Here is a 16,231-nt window from a genome sequence, read left to right as displayed (position 1 = left end):
CGGCCGACAAAACATCGACAAGAGCCACTATCCGGTGAACGCGGGGTGCCGGGTCTCCGGGACGGCCGGCCCGGGCTCGTCGGTCTCCCGGATGCCGTAGCGGCGGTAGACACGGGCCAGCGGTCCGGGCGCCCACCAGTTCCAGCGGCCCAGCAGCCGCATGGTGGCCGGGACGAGCAGCGCGCGCACGAGGGTCGCGTCGACCACGATCGCCACGATCATGCCGACCCCGATCAGCTTGATGTAGGACATCCCGCCGGTGGTGAAGCCGGCCACCACGATGATCAGCAGCAGCGCGGCGGCGGTGATGATCCGGCCGGTGCGTTGCAGGCCGAGGGCGACCGAGGCGGTGTTGTCGCCGGTGCGGTCCCACTCCTCGCGGACCCGGGAGAGCAGGAACACCTCGTAGTCGGTGGCCAGCCCGAAGAGCATGGCGAGCATGAGGATGGGGTTGTTCGGGTCGATGAACCCGGTGGGGGTGAAGCCGAGCAGGTCCGACAGGTGGCCGTCCTGGAAGATCCAGACCACCACGCCGAAGGACGCGCCGATCGACAGCAGGTTCATCAGCACCGCCTTGACCGGCAGCACCACCGAGCCGAAGGCGAGGAACAGCAGCAGCAGGGTCGCCCCGGCCATCAGCAGCGCCATCCAGGGCAGCCGGTCGGTGAGGCTGTCCAACAGGTCCCGGTCGGCGGCGGACCGTCCGCCCACCAGCACCTCGGCCCCGGCCGGGGCGGGCAGGTCGCGCAGCTGCCGGACCACGTCGTGGGCGATGTCGCCGGTCGGTTCGCCGCGGTAGGTCACCGAGAGCAGGGTCGTCTCGCCCCGGCTCGCCGCGACCTGGACCGCGGTCACCCCGGCCACCGTCGACACCCGCTCGGCGAAGGGGCGGACCGCCTCGGCCGGCACGCCGGAGACCAGCACGTCGATCGGGGCGACCGAGCCGCCGGGGAACTCCTCGGCGATCCGCTCGGAGACCACCCGGGGCGCGGCGTCGGCGGGCAGCACCCGCTCGTCGAACCCGCCGAAGGTGATCCGCAGGAACGGCGTCGCCAGGAGCATCAGCAGCACCGCGACTCCGACCAGGTAGGGCACCGGGCGGCGCATCACGCTGCGCGCGATCCGGGCCCAGGCCCCGCCACCGACGGCCTCCGCCGGCCGCCCGCGCCGCGTCCCACGCCGCCACGGCAGCGGTACGCGCACCGCGTCGATCCGGTGGCCGAGCACCGCCAGCAGGGCCGGCAGCACGGTCAGCGCCGCCAGCATGGCGATCAGGACGGCGGCCATCCCGCCGAGGCCCATGGAGCGCAGGAACGCCTGCGGGAAGATCAGCAGGCTGGCCATGGCGAGCGCGACGGTGATGCCGGAGACGAGCACGGTCCGGCCGGCGGTGAGCATGGTGCGGCGGACCGCCTCGGCGGTGGAGCGGCCGGCGGCCAGTTCCTCCCGGAACCGGCTGACCACGAAGAGGGCGTAGTCGACGGCCAGGCCGAGGCCGATCAGGGTGATCACGTTGATCGCGAAGATCGACACGTCGGTGACCAGGTTGAGCAGGCGTACCGCGACGAAGGCGCCGAGGACGGCCAGGCCGCCGATGACCAGCGGGGTGGTGGCGGCGACCAGCCCGCCGAAGATGAGCACCAGCAGCACCAGCAGGACGGGCATGGAGAGCAGCTCGGCGCGGGTGATGTCCTCGGTGGTCCGGGTGTTCGCCTCGTACTGGAAGGCGACCGTGCCGCCGATCTCGGTGCGCAGGCCGGGTGCGTCGAGGGCCGGCCGTAGCCGTTCGTACTGCGCGATCCGGGCGTCCTCGTCGGCGCCGGCGAGCTTGACCACCGCGTAGGTGGCCTTCCGGTCGGTGGCGACCAGCGCGGGCGCGGAGGTGTCGTACCAGGTGGTCACGCTGGCGGCCTCGGAGCGTTGGCGCAGCGTGGCGACGGTGCCGGCGACCGGGTCCCGGAAGGCCGGCTGGTCGACCGTGGCGGTGTCGCTCGACCAGAGCACGATCACGTCCGCGCCCTGCCGGCCCAGCTCGGCGGTGACCCGTTCGGCGGCCCGGCTGGACTCGCTGGCCGGATCGTCGAAGCCGCCCCCGGTCAACTCCCCGAACACCCCGGCGCCCCAGGTGGCACCGACCGTCATGAGCACCGCCGCAGCCGCCAGCACGGCCCACCGGGCGCGCACCACCACCCGCCCCCACCAGCCGAACATCGCATCTCCCCTCATCGACCGCCGAGGTCGTAGGATGTAAGCACGGATCATTAAGGTGAACGCCGTTAACTATCGCAACGGCGTTCGCTCCAGTCAAGGGAGTTGCGGCATGAGCGAACGCAGCGAGCGAATCAGCCGGCTCAGTGCGGCCCGGCCTCATGCCGGTCCCGACCGCAGGGAGGGAACGGCATGAGTGCACCGACCCGACGGGAGCGGCTGCGGACGGCGACCCTGTCCGAGATCAAGGACGGGGCCCGACGGCTGCTGGTGACCGGTGGGATCGAGGCCGTCTCGCTGCGCGCCATCGCCCGCGACATGGGCATGACGGCCCCCGCCATCTACCGCTACTTCCCCAGCCTGGAGGCGCTGGTCGGAGGACTCGCCGGTGACCTGTACGACGAGCTGCGCCAGCACATCGAGACGGCCCGGGACGCCGCCGGGCCGGAGCCGACGGAGCAGCTCACCCAGATGTGCCGGGCGATGCGCCGCTGGGCGGTCGGCCACCCCGCCGAGTTCACGCTGATCTTCGGCAATCCGGTGCCGGGGCTCGCCGAGTTCACCGACAGCTGCGTCGACCCCGACCACCCCGGGGCCCGCTTCGGCGCGGTCTTCCTCGGCCCGTTCGTCGAGCTGACCCGGAGCAGCCGGCTGCCCGGCCCCCCGACCCACGAACTGCGGCGCCTGCTCGACGGGCACCTCACCCCGCTCGCCGTCAAACACGGCGAACTGCCGATCGAGGTCGCGTACGCCTTCCTCTCGGCCTGGACCCGGCTCTACGGCCTGGTCGCGATGGAGGTCTTCGGCCACCTCTCCTGGGCGGTCGACGAACCCGAGGCGCTCTTCGAGACCGAGCTGGTCGCCCTGCTCACCCAGATGCGCCCGGACGATGCCGGCGACGGACTGACGCCGGGGGCCGCCCGGCACTAGGCTGCCCGGGCATGAGCGAAGCGAGTGAGCTGCCGGCCCGCGCCGACGTCGTGGTCGTCGGGTCCGGGCACAACGGACTGGTCTCCGCGATCCTGCTGGCCCGCGCCGGGCTGGACGTGCTGGTGCTGGAGGCCGCCGACGTGATCGGTGGGGCCACCCGCACCGAGAACCCGTTCCCCAGGGTGCCCGGGCTGCGCCACTCCACCGGGTCGTACCTGCTCGGGCTGATGCCGCCGGAGCTGCTCGCCGCGCTCGACGTACGCATCCCGGTGCTGCGCCGCGACCCGCACTACTTCCTGCCCACCCCGGGTGGGCTCGGCTCGCCGTACCTGCTGTTCGGCAGCGACACCACCGCCACCCGCCGGCAGCTCGCCGAGTTCTTCTCCCCCGCCGACGTGGCCGCCGACGACGCGCTCCAGGCCGAGCTGGCCCAGCTCCGCGACGACCTGGCCCCGGCCTGGCTGGCCGAACCGCTGCCGGTGGAGGAGACCGCCGAGCGGTACGTCCGGCCCGCCCTGCGGCAGGTCTTCGTCGACCTGGTCCGCGGCTCGGTCGCCGACCACCTGGCCCGGTTCGACTTCCGCTCCGAACTGCTGGTCAGCATGTACGCCGTCACCGACGGCCTCTCCGGCCTCAACGCCGGCCCGGACGACCCGGGCACCGGGCACAACTTCCTGGTGCACAACATGTGCCGGCTCCCCGGGGCCGGCGGCACCTGGATGATCGCCGAAGGCGGCATGGGCACCGTGTCGCGGACCTTCGCCGAGGCCGCCCGGGCCGCCGGGGCCCGCATCCTGACCGGTACGCCGGTCACCGCGATCACCCTCGACGGCCGGGCGGCCTCCGGGGTCGTACTCGCCGACGGCCGGTCCGTCGCCGCCTCCGTGGTGCTCGGGGCCTGCGACCCGTACCGCCTGATGGAACTGTTGCCCGACGGCGCGCTGCCGGCACCGCTCGGCGAGCGGATGGCGGCGGTCCGCCGCCCCGGCACCACCCTGAAGCTCAACCTGGCGCTGACCGGGCTGCCCCGTTTCACCTGCCTGCCCGAAGGCGCGCCGAGCCCGTTCGGCTCCACCATCCACCTGCTGCCCGGCTCGGTGTCGCTGGTCGACGGCGGCGGCGAGTCACCGATGGCGGCGCTGCGCGCGATGTGGGCGGACGTCCAGGCCGGCCGGCTGCCCGACGAGCCCACCATCGAGTGGTACCTGCACACCACCGTCGACCCGAGCCTCTCCGACGACGCCGGGCACCACTCGTCGGCGCTCTTCGTCCAGTCGGTCCCCTACGAGCTGACCGACACCACCTGGGACGAGGCGCTGCCCGGCTACGTCTCCCGGCTGGTCGACATCTGCGAGCGGTACGCCCCCGGCACCGGGGACCTGATCGCCGACGCGGTGCCGCTGACCCCGCCCGGGATCGAGGCGCACTTCGGCATCACCGGCGGGCACATCCACCACGTCGACAACACCGTCTCGTTCACCGACCGGATGTCGTACGCCACCGGCGTCGACGGCGTGTACGCCGGCAGCGCCGGCTGTCACCCCGCCGGCAGCGTCATCGGCGCCGCCGGTCACAACGCCGCGAAGCGCATCCTCGCCGACCTCGGCCGCTGACCCCCTGCCCCACAGTCCCTCTGCGTGGGTGCCCGCGGTCGCCTCGCCGGCCTCGGCGGGCCCGGCCCCAGCTGACCGCCCCGCCGACCTCCGGCGAGGCTGAGCCCTAGCCGACCGCCTCGCCGGCCGGGGCCGGGGTGTTCGCGTCGGCACGGTGCGCCCGGACCTTGTGGCCCACGCTGGTCAGGCAGCGGCCGCTGGGCAGGTCGAACTTCCAGCCGTGCAGCTGGCAGGTGAGCTGGTCACCGTCGACGATGCCGAAGCGGGTCAGGTCGGCCTTCAGGTGCGGGCAGCGGCGCTGTACCACCCAGTCACCGAGGGTGATGTCCTCGGCGTCGCTGGTGCGCTCGTGCTCGTCGTACCAGCCCTCGGCGTACTGGAGCCGCTCGGTGGAGAGGCACTTGAAGAAGGCGTAGACGAACTCGTTGTACTGGCCGATCCGGGCGGCCGAGAAGCGGCAGGAGAGGAAGAGCGAGTTGACCCAGTCCACCTCGCCGATGTGCAGCAGGTGCTCGATCAGCGCCCGCTCGGTACGGAACCGGTAGCGCACCTTCTCGTCGGCGTACGGCCGGACCTCCTTGCCCGGGAAGTCCACCACGATCGACTCAATCGTCTCCCCGCCTGAGTCGTCAGTGCCGACGAGGTCGAAGCGGACCGGGCCGCCGACCCCCTTGGCCAGGTAGATCGACTCGTCGAGCAGCGGCTCGATCCGGCGCTTCATCTCGCCGAGCACGTCCACCTCGGGGTGCCGCCAGGACGCCTTCTCCGCCTCGATGACCGGCCGCTTGCGCTCCCGCATCTCCTCCAGGTGGGCGATCTTGTCGGCGAAGAACTCCTCGACCGGCACCGGGTGGGTGGTGCTCGCACCGGACGTGGTGACCTCGCTGACACTGCCCGGCAGCAGCACGATGCCGTTGGTGCCGCCGACCTTGGCGTACTCGGAGAGGAAGACGGACTGGTCGGGGAAGATGTTGCCCTCGTCGCCGTGGATGTCGTTGAACTGCCACAGCGCGTCGTCGAGGAAGCACGGCGGACCGGCGATCGGGAAGACGTGGTCGGCCTTCAGGTCGTCGATGTAGCGCCAGGTGCGGTCGAACTGCCGTTCCCGCTTCTGCTTGCCGAACGCGGTCTTCGCCGCCTGCGGCAGCTCGTAGACCATCGGGTACCAGATCGCCCCGGAGAACTGCAGCATGTGCGCGTGCACGTGGCCCAGCTCGGCGAAGACACTCAGGTCGGTCGGCCGGGCGTCGTTCTGGTTGAGCAACCGGACGCCGTCGTACTCCACCCAGAGCGAGGAGTCGCCGATCGGGCCGTCAGTCGGGCTGGTCAGCGCCTGGATCATGATCTTCAGGCCGCCGTCGAGCTCGACGACCTGCTCGTTCGGCGCCCTGAGGAACTTGGTGAAGCCCAGCTCCCGCAGCTCGTCCTCCATCTCGGAGGTGGGGAACTCGGGCAGCAGCACGGTGGCGTCCTTCGAGACGTACCGCTTGAGGTGCGCGGCGTCGAAGTGGTCGCGGTGCAGGTGCGAGACGTACAGGTAGTCGACGTCACCGAGGGCCTCCCAGTCGAGCTGGGAGTTGTCGGGAAAGGGGAACCAGGAGGCGAAGTAGGCGGGATTGACCCACGGGTCGCACAGGATGCTGCCCGCGGCCGTGTCGATCCGCATGCTGGCATGTCCCGTACCGGTCACTCGCACCGCAGTCCCCCTCAAAAAGACAATCAAGGTGTACGTCCAGACGCTACCGGAGGCAGTGTGCTCACCGTCCCGCGACGCCGGTAGTGCCGACCCGCCCGGACCGGAAGGGTCCAACGGCCCGGGTCACGCGGGGCGTGTCCCCCGTTCGCGTACCCCGGTCAGGCCGGACCCCGCACCGGGCCCGGTAGGGGGCGTGCCAGACTACTCGGAGATCCGATCGCGAGGGAAGGACCGACAGTGGCAGGAAGCGAGCCGGTAACCGCGCCAGATCAGCACAAGCCCGGGCACCGCAAGTCCGGACGGATCGGCGCGGTGCTCTCCGCGCTGGCGCTGCTGGCGATGCTCTGCGGCAACCACGAGGGCAGGGTCGAGGACATCTGGCTGGTCGGCCTCGCCGTGCTGCTGCTGGCGATCGTCGTCGGCGACGCGGTGCTGCGCCGCAACGGCCTGCGCTCCTGAACCGCGCCACCGCGCCAGACGACACGAGGGCCCGCCCCCACCGGGGAGCGGGCCCTCGTCGCGTCGGTCAGCGGCCGCCGAGCAGGATGTCCTGCACGTCCTTGAGGGCGGCGTCGACCTCGGCCTCGAAGTAGCCGCCCTGGACCAGCCCGAACCGCAGGGTGTCCAGGTCGCGCGGGTTCAACGGCATCGGGTTGCGGCCCTGCATGCCGCCGAGCAGCGTCTCGAAGAAGCGGTCGACCTGGTCCGGGTCGTACCCGCTGCCGAAGCGGCGCACCTGGAAGCCACGCCGGATCTGGTCCACCCGATAGAGGTCGCTGCCGGGCGGGCCGGCCATCGGCGGACCGGCCATCGGCGGACCGGCCATCGGCGGACCGGCCATCGGCGGACCGGCCATCGGCGGGCCGCCGTGCCCCTGCGGCGGCATGGGCGGCGGGCCGGCCGGACCGGGGCCCCGCATGTCGCGCAGGTCGCGCTCCGGCATCCGGATCTCGGCGGTCATGTCGACCCGGCCGTGCCGACCGGCCTCGAACCCGTCGAACCGGCCCGGTTCCTCCTGGCCGTAGCGACCCGGCTCCTCCTGGCCGTAGCGACCCGGTTCCTCCTGGCCGTAGCGGCCCGGCCCGGCGGGCAGGCCACGCTGCGGCGGACCGCCGTGGCCCAACTGCCCACCCGGGCCCATCGGGCCGCCCGCGCCGGGCCCCGCCGGGCCGCGCGGCGCGTCGTAGCCGCCCCGGGGGGCGTCGTACCCGCCGGCGAAGGCGCCGGTCGGCTCGTCGTACCGGCTGCTGTAACGGTCCGGCGGACCCGGCTGCGCCGGCATTCCGCGCGGCGGGAGCGGCTGCGGGACGGGCGAGAGCCCCCGGTGGTCGTCACGCATCGGCGGGCCCAGGCGGTCGGCGGACGCGCGCAGGTCACCGCTGCGCCCTCCAGCCAGGCCACCGCGCTCCTCCAACTCGGCCAGCTGCCGCTCGACCCGGTCGAGGTGCAGGTCGACCTGCCACTCGTCGTAGCCGTTGAAGCGGACCCGGAAGACGACGTCGTGGACCTCCTGGGAGGCCACGGGCGCGCCGACCGGCTGACCGGCGAGGGTCGCCTCGACCCGGTCCAGGAAGGCATCCACCTCGTCGACCTTGTAGCCCCGGCGGAGCGCCTTACGCCGGAAACGCTGACCCTGACTCGCCACTATGTCTCCTGGTCTCGTACCGCTACGCCCGGTCACGCCCGCGCGGGGCGTCGGTGTTGCTGTCCTCGGCCGCCGCCAACTGCCCGCACGCGCCGTCGATCTCGCGCCCCCGGGTGTCCCGCACCGTCGTCGACACCCCGGCCTCGCGCAACCGCCGGACGAACTCCCGCTCGACCGGCTTCGGGCTCGCGTCCCACCGGCTGCCGGGTGTCGGGTTGAGCGGGATGAGGTTCACGTGGGCCAACCTGCCGGCCAGCAACCGCCCGAGCAGGTCCGCCCGCCACGGCTGGTCGTTCACGTCCTTGATCATCGCGTACTCGATCGACACGCGGCGCCCTGTCCGGGCCGCGTAGTCCCACGCTGAGTCCAGCACCTCGGACACCTTCCAGCGCTGGTTGACCGGCACGAGTTCGTCGCGCAGATCATCATCGGGCGCGTGCAGCGACAGCGCAAGGGTCACTGAGAGGTCTTCGCTGGCCAGTCGGCGGATGGCCGGGACCAGCCCGACCGTGGAAACGGTGATGTGCCGCTGGGACAGGCCGAGCCCTTCCGGAGCCGGCGCGACCAGCCGCCGGATCGCCGCGACCACCCGCGAGTAGTTCGCCAGCGGCTCGCCCATGCCCATGAAGACGACGTGCGACAGCCGCGGTGGTGATCCCGCCACCCGACCGGAGGCGGCGACACCGGCCAGGTAGACGGCCTGGTCGACGATCTCCGCGGTGGAGAGGTTGCGGGTCAGCCCGGCCTGGCCGGTGGCGCAGAACGGGCAGGCCATGCCGCAGCCGGCCTGGCTGGAGATGCAGACGGTCACCCGGTCCGGGTAACCCATCAGCACGCTCTCCACCAGCGAACCGTCGTGCAGCCGCCAGAGCGCCTTGCGGGTGGCCCCGTCGTCGCAGGCCAGCTCGCGCACCGGGCTCAGCAGGGTGGGCAGCAGCGACCCGGCGATCCGCTCCCGGGTGGCCGCCGGCAGGTCGGTCATCAGCTCCGGGTCGCGCACCAGCCGCCCGAAGTAGTGGTTGGAGACCTGCTTGGCCCGGAATGCCGGCTCGCCCAGCTCGGTCACCAGGGCCTGCCGGCCGGGCAGGTCCAGGTCGGCGAGGTGGCGGGGCGGCATCGCGGGCCGCCGCCCGGGGGCGTCGGGGTCTACGGGAATCACAGGCAGGCTCGTCATGGCGCGTCCAGTCTGTCACGCCGTTCGGCGAACACAGCCGTCCGGAGGTGCCGATTCCGCCCTGGCCGGGCGGGGCGGACGGGCGGCCGGGCGTGATTCATCCCTCAGCCCACCACCGGCACGAAGACCGCCAGCAGCAGGTAGGCGGTGGGTACGGCGAAGAGGATCGAGTCCAGCCGGTCCATCAGACCGCCATGCCCGGGCAGGAGGTTGCTCATGTCCTTCACGCCCAGGTCACGCTTGATCATGGACTCGGCCAGGTCGCCGAGGACCGCCGCGCCGGAGACCGCGATCCCGAACACCGCGCCCCACCACGGCGGGACGTCGAAGAGCAGCCAGATCAGCAGGGCGCTGCCGACCGCGGCGGCGGCGACCGAGCCGGCGAACCCCTCCCAGGACTTCTTCGGGCTGATCGACGGAGCCATCGGGTGTTTGCCGAAGGACACCCCGGCGGCGTACCCGCCGGTGTCGGAGAGCACCACCGCGACCAGGGTCACCAGCACCCGCAGGTGCCCGTCGTCGGGGGCCGCCGCGAGCAGCGCCGCGAACCCGGCGAGGAACGGCACGTAGACCGCGATCAGGGTGGCGGCCGTGAGGTCCCGCTGGAAGCCGGCCGGGCCGTCGCCGAGCCGCCAGATCATCGTGCCGAGCACCGTGACCAGCAGGCCGAGACTGAGCGCGTCCGGCCCGGCGAACCAGGCCAGCCCGACCGTCAGCACGCCGCCGGTGATCAGCGGCACCAGCGGCGGGTGCGCGCCGCTGCGGCGGACCGCGCGGGCCATCTCCCAGATGCCCACGCCGACCGCGGCGGCCAGCACGGCCAGGAACGCCTCGAGATAGAAGAACAGAGGTACGAGGATCAGCGCGCCGAGCGCGACGCCGACCCCGATCGCGGCCGGGAGGTTACGGCCGGCCCGGCCGGGGCTGGGCTGCTGGGTCGGCGGCCGCTGGGCGCTGGCCCTGCGCCGGCCGCGCTGCCGGCCGGACGGCCGCCGCGGTTCCGGCTCGTCGTCGGCCTCCGCCCGCACCACCGGGATCTGCGTGGTGGGCGCGTCGTCGTCGCGGACGGGAGCGAGCTGCGAGGTGGGCGCGTCGTCGCCCACCGGCGGGCGGCCGGTGGCACGGCCGGGGCCGGCAGGTCGGCCGGGGCCCTCGCCGGGGCGGCCCTCCCGGGGCGGGGCGTACGGCTCGGCGCCGGGCTCGCCGGGGCGGTGCGCGTGCGGACGCGGAGGGGCCTGCGGCCCGGCGGACAGTTCGGGGCCGGCCTGCCGGTTCCACGGCTCCACGTCACGCTCCGGCCAGGGCAGCGCGGAGGATCGCTCCGGCCGGTCCCAGCCGCGAGGCTCGGCACCGCCGTAGGGGTCGAGGTGGGACATCACGCACCGAACGGCGACGGTACGAGTTCCACCACATGACGCAAGACCAAGGCCATCCCCTACACGCGCGACTGTTCCGTCCGATTGCCCGACCCTTCGGCCGGTCGATTCCCGTCGTTCACCGCGTGGTGGCCCGGGAATCGTGCCGAGCCTACTGCACTCCCCGCCCCGGCAGGGCGGACGATGGCCCGCCCCCGTGCCGCCCCCGGACCGCGCGGGTGCCGGCGGGCTGCGGGATCGACGGGCAGCTGCGCGGTCCGGGGGCCCGACGACAGCGGCACCGGCGTCCCACCGCCCGCAGGGGCGGCGGCACACCGGTGCCCGATGCCGCGGTGCCGGTGGCTCAGACTTCGAGCAGCTCGGCTTCCTTGTGCTTGACCAGCTCGTCGACGGTGGCGACGTAGCGCTGGGTCAGGTCGTCGAGCTCCTTCTCGGCGCGACGGCCCTCGTCCTCACCGACCTCCCCGTCCTTGACGAAGCGGTCCAGCTCCTCCTTGCCCTTCCGGCGGATGTTGCGGACGGCCACCTTGGCCTCCTCACCCTTGTGCCGGGCCACCTTGATCATCTCGCGGCGGCGCTCCTCGGTCATCTGCGGGAGCAGGATGCGCAGCTGGTTGCCCTCGTTGTTCGGGTTCACGCCGAGGTCGGAGTCGCGGATCGCCTTCTCCATGGCGTTGATCTGCGAGTTGTCGTACGGCTTGATGATGACCATCCGCGGCTCGGGCACACCGATGGACGCCATCTGCGGCAGCGGGGTGGGGCTGCCGTAGTAGTCGATGATGACCTTGGAGAACATGGCGGCGTTGGCGCGACCGGTGCGGATGGCGCCGAACTCCTCCTTGGCGTGCTCGATGGCACGCTCCATCTTCTCCTCGGCCTCGAGGAGGGTGTCGTCGATCACCGGTCTCCTCGCCTCCTTCTGTTGCTCGTCGTGGGCTGAAGCTGCTGTCTGTCGGAGGACCGCCGCGATGACCGGCGGGGGCCGTTCAGGCGGTGATCAGCGTACCGATCTTGTCGCCGCCGACCGCGCGGATGATCGTGTCGTCGCCCTGTGCGCCGAACACCAGCATCGGCAGCCCGTTCTCCATGCAGAGGCTGAACGCGGCGGCGTCGGCCACCCGCAGGTTGCGGCGCAGCACCTCGGAGAAGGTGATCGAGTCGAACTTGCTGGCGGCCGGGTCGACCCGGGGATCGGCGGTGTAGACGCCGTCCACCCCGTTCTTGCTCATCAGCACCACGTCGGCGCGGATCTCCAGCGCGCGCTGCGCGGCGACCGTGTCGGTGGAGAAGTACGGCATGCCGGCGCCCGCCCCGAAGATCACCACGCGACCCTTCTCCAGGTGCCGGATGGCGCGCAGCGGGATGTACGGCTCGGCGACCTGGGCCATCGTGATCGCGCTCTGCACGCGGGTCTCGATGCCCTCCTTCTCCAGGAAGTCCTGCAGGGCGAGGCAGTTCATCACGGTGCCGAGCATGCCCATGTAGTCGGCCCGGGCGCGGTCCATGCCGCGCTTCTGCAGTTCGGCGCCGCGGAAGAAGTTGCCGCCGCCGACCACCACGGAGACCTGCACACCGCGCCGGACGACGGTGGCGATCTGCCGGGCGATGCCCTGTACGACGTCCGGGTCGACGCCGATCGCGCCGCCACCGAAGACCTCACCGGAGAGCTTCAGCACCACCCGGCGGGCCCTTCCGGGCGGCGGCGCCGTCGGGTCGTCAGCCTCCAGGCTCCGGTCACTCACAACCTGCGTCATCCGCCCCGCCCTTCCCCGGGCGCACGTCCCGCGCGCCGCGTACCGCTCGACTGCCGTTGCCGACCCTATGTGACGAGGAGGCCGCGGTGCCTGTCACGTACACCGGCGGCCTCCTCGTCGACGTTCCCTGCCCACGGACGCGGCATGCGCCCGGTCCGGCGGATCAGGCCTGGCCGACCTCGAACCGCAGGAAGCGGGTCACCTCGATGCCGGCCTCGGCCAGCACCTGCTTCACGGTCTTCTTGTTGTCGGCGACCGACGACTGCTCGACCAGGACGTAGTCCTTGAAGAAGGCGTTGACCCGACCCTCGACGATCTTCGGCAGCGCCGCCTCGGGCTTGTTCTCCTCGCGGGCGGTCTGCTCGGCGATGCGCCGCTCGGACTCGACGACCTCGGCCGGCACCTCGTCCCGGGTGAGGTACTTCGGCCGCATCGCGGCGATCTGCATCGCGACCGCGCGGGCGTCGGCGTCGCCGGCCTCGTCGGTCTTGCCGCTGTACTGCACCAGCACGCCGACCGCCGGGGGCAGGTCCTGGCTCTTGCGGTGCAGGTAGACGGCGGTGGTGCCGTCGAGCTTGGCGAAGCGGTTGAGCACCAGCTTCTCACCGATCTTGGCCGACTGCTCCTGGACCAGGTCGGCGACCGTCCTGCCGTCGAACTCGGAGGCGAGCAGCTCCTCGGCGTTGCTCACGCCGCTGCGCTCGCCGTGCTCGACCAGCTGCTGGGCCAGCGCGATGAAGGCGTCGTTCTTGGCGACGAAGTCCGTCTCGCAGTTGAGCTCGAGCAGCGCCTGGCCGGAGTGCGCGACGAGGCCGTTGGCGGCGGTGCGGCCGGCCCGCTTGCCGACGTCCTTGGCGCCCTTGACGCGCAGGATCTCGACGGCCTTGTCGAAGTCGCCCTCGGCCTCGGTCAGCGCCTTCTTGCAGTCCATCATGCCGGCGCCGGTGAGGTCGCGGAGCTTCTTGACGTCCGCGGCGGTGAAGTTGGACATGACTCTCTCTTCGGTGTCGTGTCGGAACTGCGGTGGGATGGTCTGGTGCCGGTTACCCGGATCCGGGCCGGATGTGTCCGGCGTACCCGCCGTTCCCCGCCGTCCGCGAAAACGGACGGCGGGGAAGCGACGGTGCGATCACTCCGCGGCGGCGGTCGCCGGCTGCTCGGCGGGCTGCTCGGCCGGCTGCTGCGCGGCCGGCTGCTGCTCGTCGGCCTTCTTCGGCTGCTCGAGCAGCTCACGCTCCCACTCGGCCAGCGGCTCGTCGGCGCCGACCTGCCCCGCCTCGGGCTTCTCGTCGCCGCCCCGGCGGCGGCCGGAGCGGGCGATCAGACCGTCGGCGACGGCGGCGGCGACAACCCTGGTCAGCAGCTCGGCCGAACGGATCGCGTCGTCGTTGCCCGGGATCGGGAAGTCGACCTCGTCCGGGTCGCAGTTGGTGTCGAGCACGGCGATCACCGGGATACCCAGCTTGCGGGCCTCGTCGACGGCGATGTGCTCCTTCTTCGTGTCGACCACCCAGATCGCGGCCGGGAGCTTCTGCATGTCCCGCAGGCCACCAAGGGTCTTGGTGAGCTTGGTCTTCTCGCGGAACAGCTGCAGGGTCTCCTTCTTGGTGTAACCGGCGGCGGTGCCGCTCAGGTCACCCAGGGCCTCCAGCTCCTTCATCCGCTGCAGCCGCTTGTACACCGTCTGGAAGTTGGTCAGCATGCCGCCGAGCCAGCGGTGGTTGACGTACGGCTGGCCGACCCGGGTCGCCTGCTCGGCGATGGCCTCCTGGGCCTGCTTCTTGGTGCCGACGAAGAGGATGCTGCCACCCTCGGCCACCGTGTTGCGCACGAAGTCGTACGCCTTCTCGATGTAGTCGAGGGTCTGGCGCAGGTCGATGATGTAGATACCGTTGCGCTCGGTGAAGATGAAGCGCTTCATCTTCGGGTTCCAGCGCCGGGTCTGGTGCCCGAAGTGGACACCGCTCTCCAGCAGCTGGCGCATGGTCACGACGGCCATGGTGGGGTACTCCCTTGGTCCCTGGTTGTCCCGCCCGGCCGGCGGCCGGGCGTCCTGGCGCCCGATCGCCGGCCATGGCGGGCCCGAACAGGATCGGGACCAGGGAGGCCGTCGCCCCACGGAACCGTGGAGAGGGCGCGCGAGGTCGACCGCGCGAGGCGGTCGCCAGTCGACCAGTGTACGCCCCTGCCCCACCGCCTGGCCGCCGGGTTCGGGAACCCGGCGGCCAGGTCAGCCGGCCGCCAGGGCGGCGGCGAGGAAGAGCGCCAACCCGACGGTCAGGTAGGCGGTCGGCGGGCGCAGCCAGCCCCGCGCGCCGTCGGCCATCGCCAGGCCGCCGGTGCGCAGCCCGTACAGGCCGCCGGCGAAGATCGGCAGGCCGACGACCAGGAACATGCCCACGACCACGTGCGACGTGGAGACCGGATCGCCGGTCACACCGTGCAGCAGCACCCGCAGCGCCGGGACCTCGAAGACCAGGACCAGCAGGCCGAGCAACGCCGCCAGCGCCGGTCGGCGGGTCCGGTAGACGCCGTCGGAGGGCGCGCCGGCCGGCCGGTACGCGGCGTCGGGGCCTGCCGTCGGGTCCGGACGGGGCAGCACCGGGGGCATCGGCCCGGTCGGCATCTCCAGGGGGTTCGCCGCCTCACCGGGCCGGTTCGCCCCGATGATCGGGTACCCGCCGAGCGGGGCGGGCCGGTCGGCCGAGCTACCGACGAGCGGGCCGGCCCCGGTGGTGGCGAGCCGGTCGGCATGGTCCGTCGCACCGCCGGTGAGCGGCCCCGCTCCCGTCGTGGCGAGCCGGTCCCCGGTCAACGGGCCGGCGCCGCTCGTGGCGAGCGGGTCCGCCGCGGCCTCACGGGCGGCGCGACGGCCGGGACGGTCCCCGGGCAGCTCACCGGAGATCTCCGGGTCGTCCCGATCGGCCCGTCGGGCGCGGGTCGGGCGGTATCCGTCCGGCTCGGGCCGGTCGTCACCGAGCGGGTCGACAGCGCCGAACCGTCCGGTCCCGTCGTACCGGCCGGCGGCGTCGGCGTAGCGGCCCTCCTCGGCGACGCGCTGGTCGGGGGTGCGGAACTGGTCGTCGCGCAGGCGTGCCTCGCCGCCACGCCAGTCCTGCTCGTCGTACCCGCGCTCGCGGCCTGCGGGGTACCAGCTCGACTCCTGGTCTTCGGGGTAGCTCCGTCGTGCGTCCACGCCCGGCACGGTATGCGACCGCCCCCAGTGCCGCCATTCGCCCGAGGCGCCCTCGTCCGCCCGGTCAGGGAAGTTCGGCCGCCAGCACATCCAGCTCGGCGGTGAGCAGGACGCGCAGCTCGTCGTGGCGGGGCCCGAGCGCGTGCGCCGGGTCGTGCCACACCTGGGCCGGGTAGGCCGTGGCCGGGCCCTGCCGCAGCTCGGCCGGCTCCCAGTCGTAGCGGGGACGGACGTGGGCGTGCAGGAACGCGTCGAGGTTGCCCAGGATCTCGTAGTTGACCCGGCGGAAGGCCCGATCGCGGCGGGCGCAGACCCGGTGCACCGCCTCGCCCAGCAGATCCAGGTCGGCGAGGAAGGCCAGCCGGCGCTCCCGGGGCAGGTCGGCCAGGCGGTCCGCAGCGGGATCGTCACTGATCAGGACGCAGTAGCCGGGCAGGAGCTGGACGTCGCCGATCACCGCGAACCCGGCGGTGAGGCGTCGCAGCACCGTCGGGTTCTCACCGCGCAGCGCCGCCCCGACCCGGTCGTCCCGCCAGTCGCCAGTCACGCCACCCAGGCTAAGGGGGCTGCCCTCGTAGCACAGCGCGGGCATGATCGGGTGGCTGTCCACAGGCAGCCCCGCCGTCCACAGCCGGCGCG

General features: G+C 72.7%; 14 protein-coding genes. 3 read left to right on the top strand and 11 right to left on the bottom strand.

Annotated features, from left to right (window positions below):
- Positions 1-27 precede the first annotated feature (27 nt).
- Positions 28-2,211, bottom strand: coding sequence for an MMPL family transporter (locus GA0070560_RS17020; RefSeq protein WP_091298191.1), 2,184 nt, complete (start codon positions 2,209-2,211; stop codon positions 28-30).
- A gap of 189 nt (positions 2,212-2,400) precedes the next feature.
- On the opposite strand from GA0070560_RS17020, the gene GA0070560_RS17015 reads away from it, so the two are divergent.
- Positions 2,401-3,138 (top strand): TetR/AcrR family transcriptional regulator, encoded by a 738-nt coding sequence (locus GA0070560_RS17015; protein ID WP_091298188.1) that lies wholly within the window; start codon positions 2,401-2,403, stop codon positions 3,136-3,138.
- Positions 3,139-3,149: 11 nt separating this feature from the next.
- Positions 3,150-4,751: a phytoene desaturase family protein gene (locus GA0070560_RS17010; protein WP_091298187.1), complete on the top strand. Its 1,602-nt coding sequence runs from the start codon at positions 3,150-3,152 to the stop codon at positions 4,749-4,751.
- 106 nt (positions 4,752-4,857) lie between these two features.
- On the opposite strand, the gene GA0070560_RS17005 is transcribed toward GA0070560_RS17010, so the two are convergent.
- Positions 4,858-6,447: a Rieske 2Fe-2S domain-containing protein gene (locus GA0070560_RS17005; protein WP_091298184.1), complete on the bottom strand. Its 1,590-nt coding sequence runs from the start codon at positions 6,445-6,447 to the stop codon at positions 4,858-4,860.
- Positions 6,448-6,684: 237 nt separating this feature from the next.
- On the opposite strand from GA0070560_RS17005, the gene GA0070560_RS17000 reads away from it, so the two are divergent.
- A complete protein-coding gene (locus GA0070560_RS17000) occupies positions 6,685-6,906 on the top strand; it encodes a DUF2631 domain-containing protein (protein ID WP_088977912.1) in 222 nt (73 codons plus the stop codon).
- A 67-nt stretch (positions 6,907-6,973) separates the two neighbouring features.
- On the opposite strand, the gene GA0070560_RS16995 is transcribed toward GA0070560_RS17000, so the two are convergent.
- The 9 genes from GA0070560_RS16995 to GA0070560_RS16955 form a co-directional block, all read right to left on the bottom strand.
- Positions 6,974-8,092: a DivIVA domain-containing protein gene (locus GA0070560_RS16995; protein ID WP_091298182.1), complete on the bottom strand. Its 1,119-nt coding sequence runs from the start codon at positions 8,090-8,092 to the stop codon at positions 6,974-6,976.
- Positions 8,093-8,114: 22 nt separating this feature from the next.
- Positions 8,115-9,266, bottom strand: a complete 1,152-nt coding sequence (rlmN, locus tag GA0070560_RS16990) for a dual-specificity RNA methyltransferase RlmN (RefSeq protein WP_091298179.1) — start codon at positions 9,264-9,266, stop codon at positions 8,115-8,117.
- Positions 9,267-9,370: 104 nt separating this feature from the next.
- Positions 9,371-10,642, bottom strand: a complete 1,272-nt coding sequence (locus GA0070560_RS16985; protein WP_091298176.1) for a phosphatidate cytidylyltransferase — start codon at positions 10,640-10,642, stop codon at positions 9,371-9,373.
- 343 nt (positions 10,643-10,985) lie between these two features.
- The gene (gene frr, locus GA0070560_RS16980) at positions 10,986-11,543 is read right to left on the bottom strand and encodes a ribosome recycling factor (RefSeq protein ID WP_091298173.1); all 558 of its coding nucleotides are present in this window, start codon (positions 11,541-11,543) and stop codon (positions 10,986-10,988) included.
- Between the two features lie 85 nt (positions 11,544-11,628).
- Positions 11,629-12,396: a UMP kinase gene (gene pyrH / locus GA0070560_RS16975; RefSeq protein ID WP_091298168.1), complete on the bottom strand. Its 768-nt coding sequence runs from the start codon at positions 12,394-12,396 to the stop codon at positions 11,629-11,631.
- Between the two features lie 163 nt (positions 12,397-12,559).
- On the bottom strand, positions 12,560-13,387 hold the full coding sequence (gene tsf, locus GA0070560_RS16970) for a translation elongation factor Ts (protein WP_091298161.1): 828 nt from the start codon (positions 13,385-13,387) through the stop codon (positions 12,560-12,562).
- A 138-nt stretch (positions 13,388-13,525) separates the two neighbouring features.
- Entirely contained in the window at positions 13,526-14,395 is an 870-nt protein-coding gene (gene rpsB, locus GA0070560_RS16965) for a 30S ribosomal protein S2 (RefSeq protein ID WP_091298158.1), read from the bottom strand.
- A gap of 231 nt (positions 14,396-14,626) precedes the next feature.
- Positions 14,627-15,592: a hypothetical protein gene (locus GA0070560_RS16960; RefSeq protein WP_245675555.1), complete on the bottom strand. Its 966-nt coding sequence runs from the start codon at positions 15,590-15,592 to the stop codon at positions 14,627-14,629.
- 64 nt (positions 15,593-15,656) lie between these two features.
- Complete coding sequence (locus GA0070560_RS16955) at positions 15,657-16,139, bottom strand: HIT family protein (protein ID WP_091298150.1); 483 nt, start codon at positions 16,137-16,139, stop codon at positions 15,657-15,659.
- Positions 16,140-16,231: the final 92 nt, after the last annotated feature.

This window comes from Micromonospora halophytica (assembly GCF_900090245.1).
Taxonomy (GTDB): domain Bacteria; phylum Actinomycetota; class Actinomycetes; order Mycobacteriales; family Micromonosporaceae; genus Micromonospora; species Micromonospora halophytica.
Note: the sequence above shows the minus strand (reverse complement) of the source record. Positions and strands in the feature narration are given on the sequence as shown.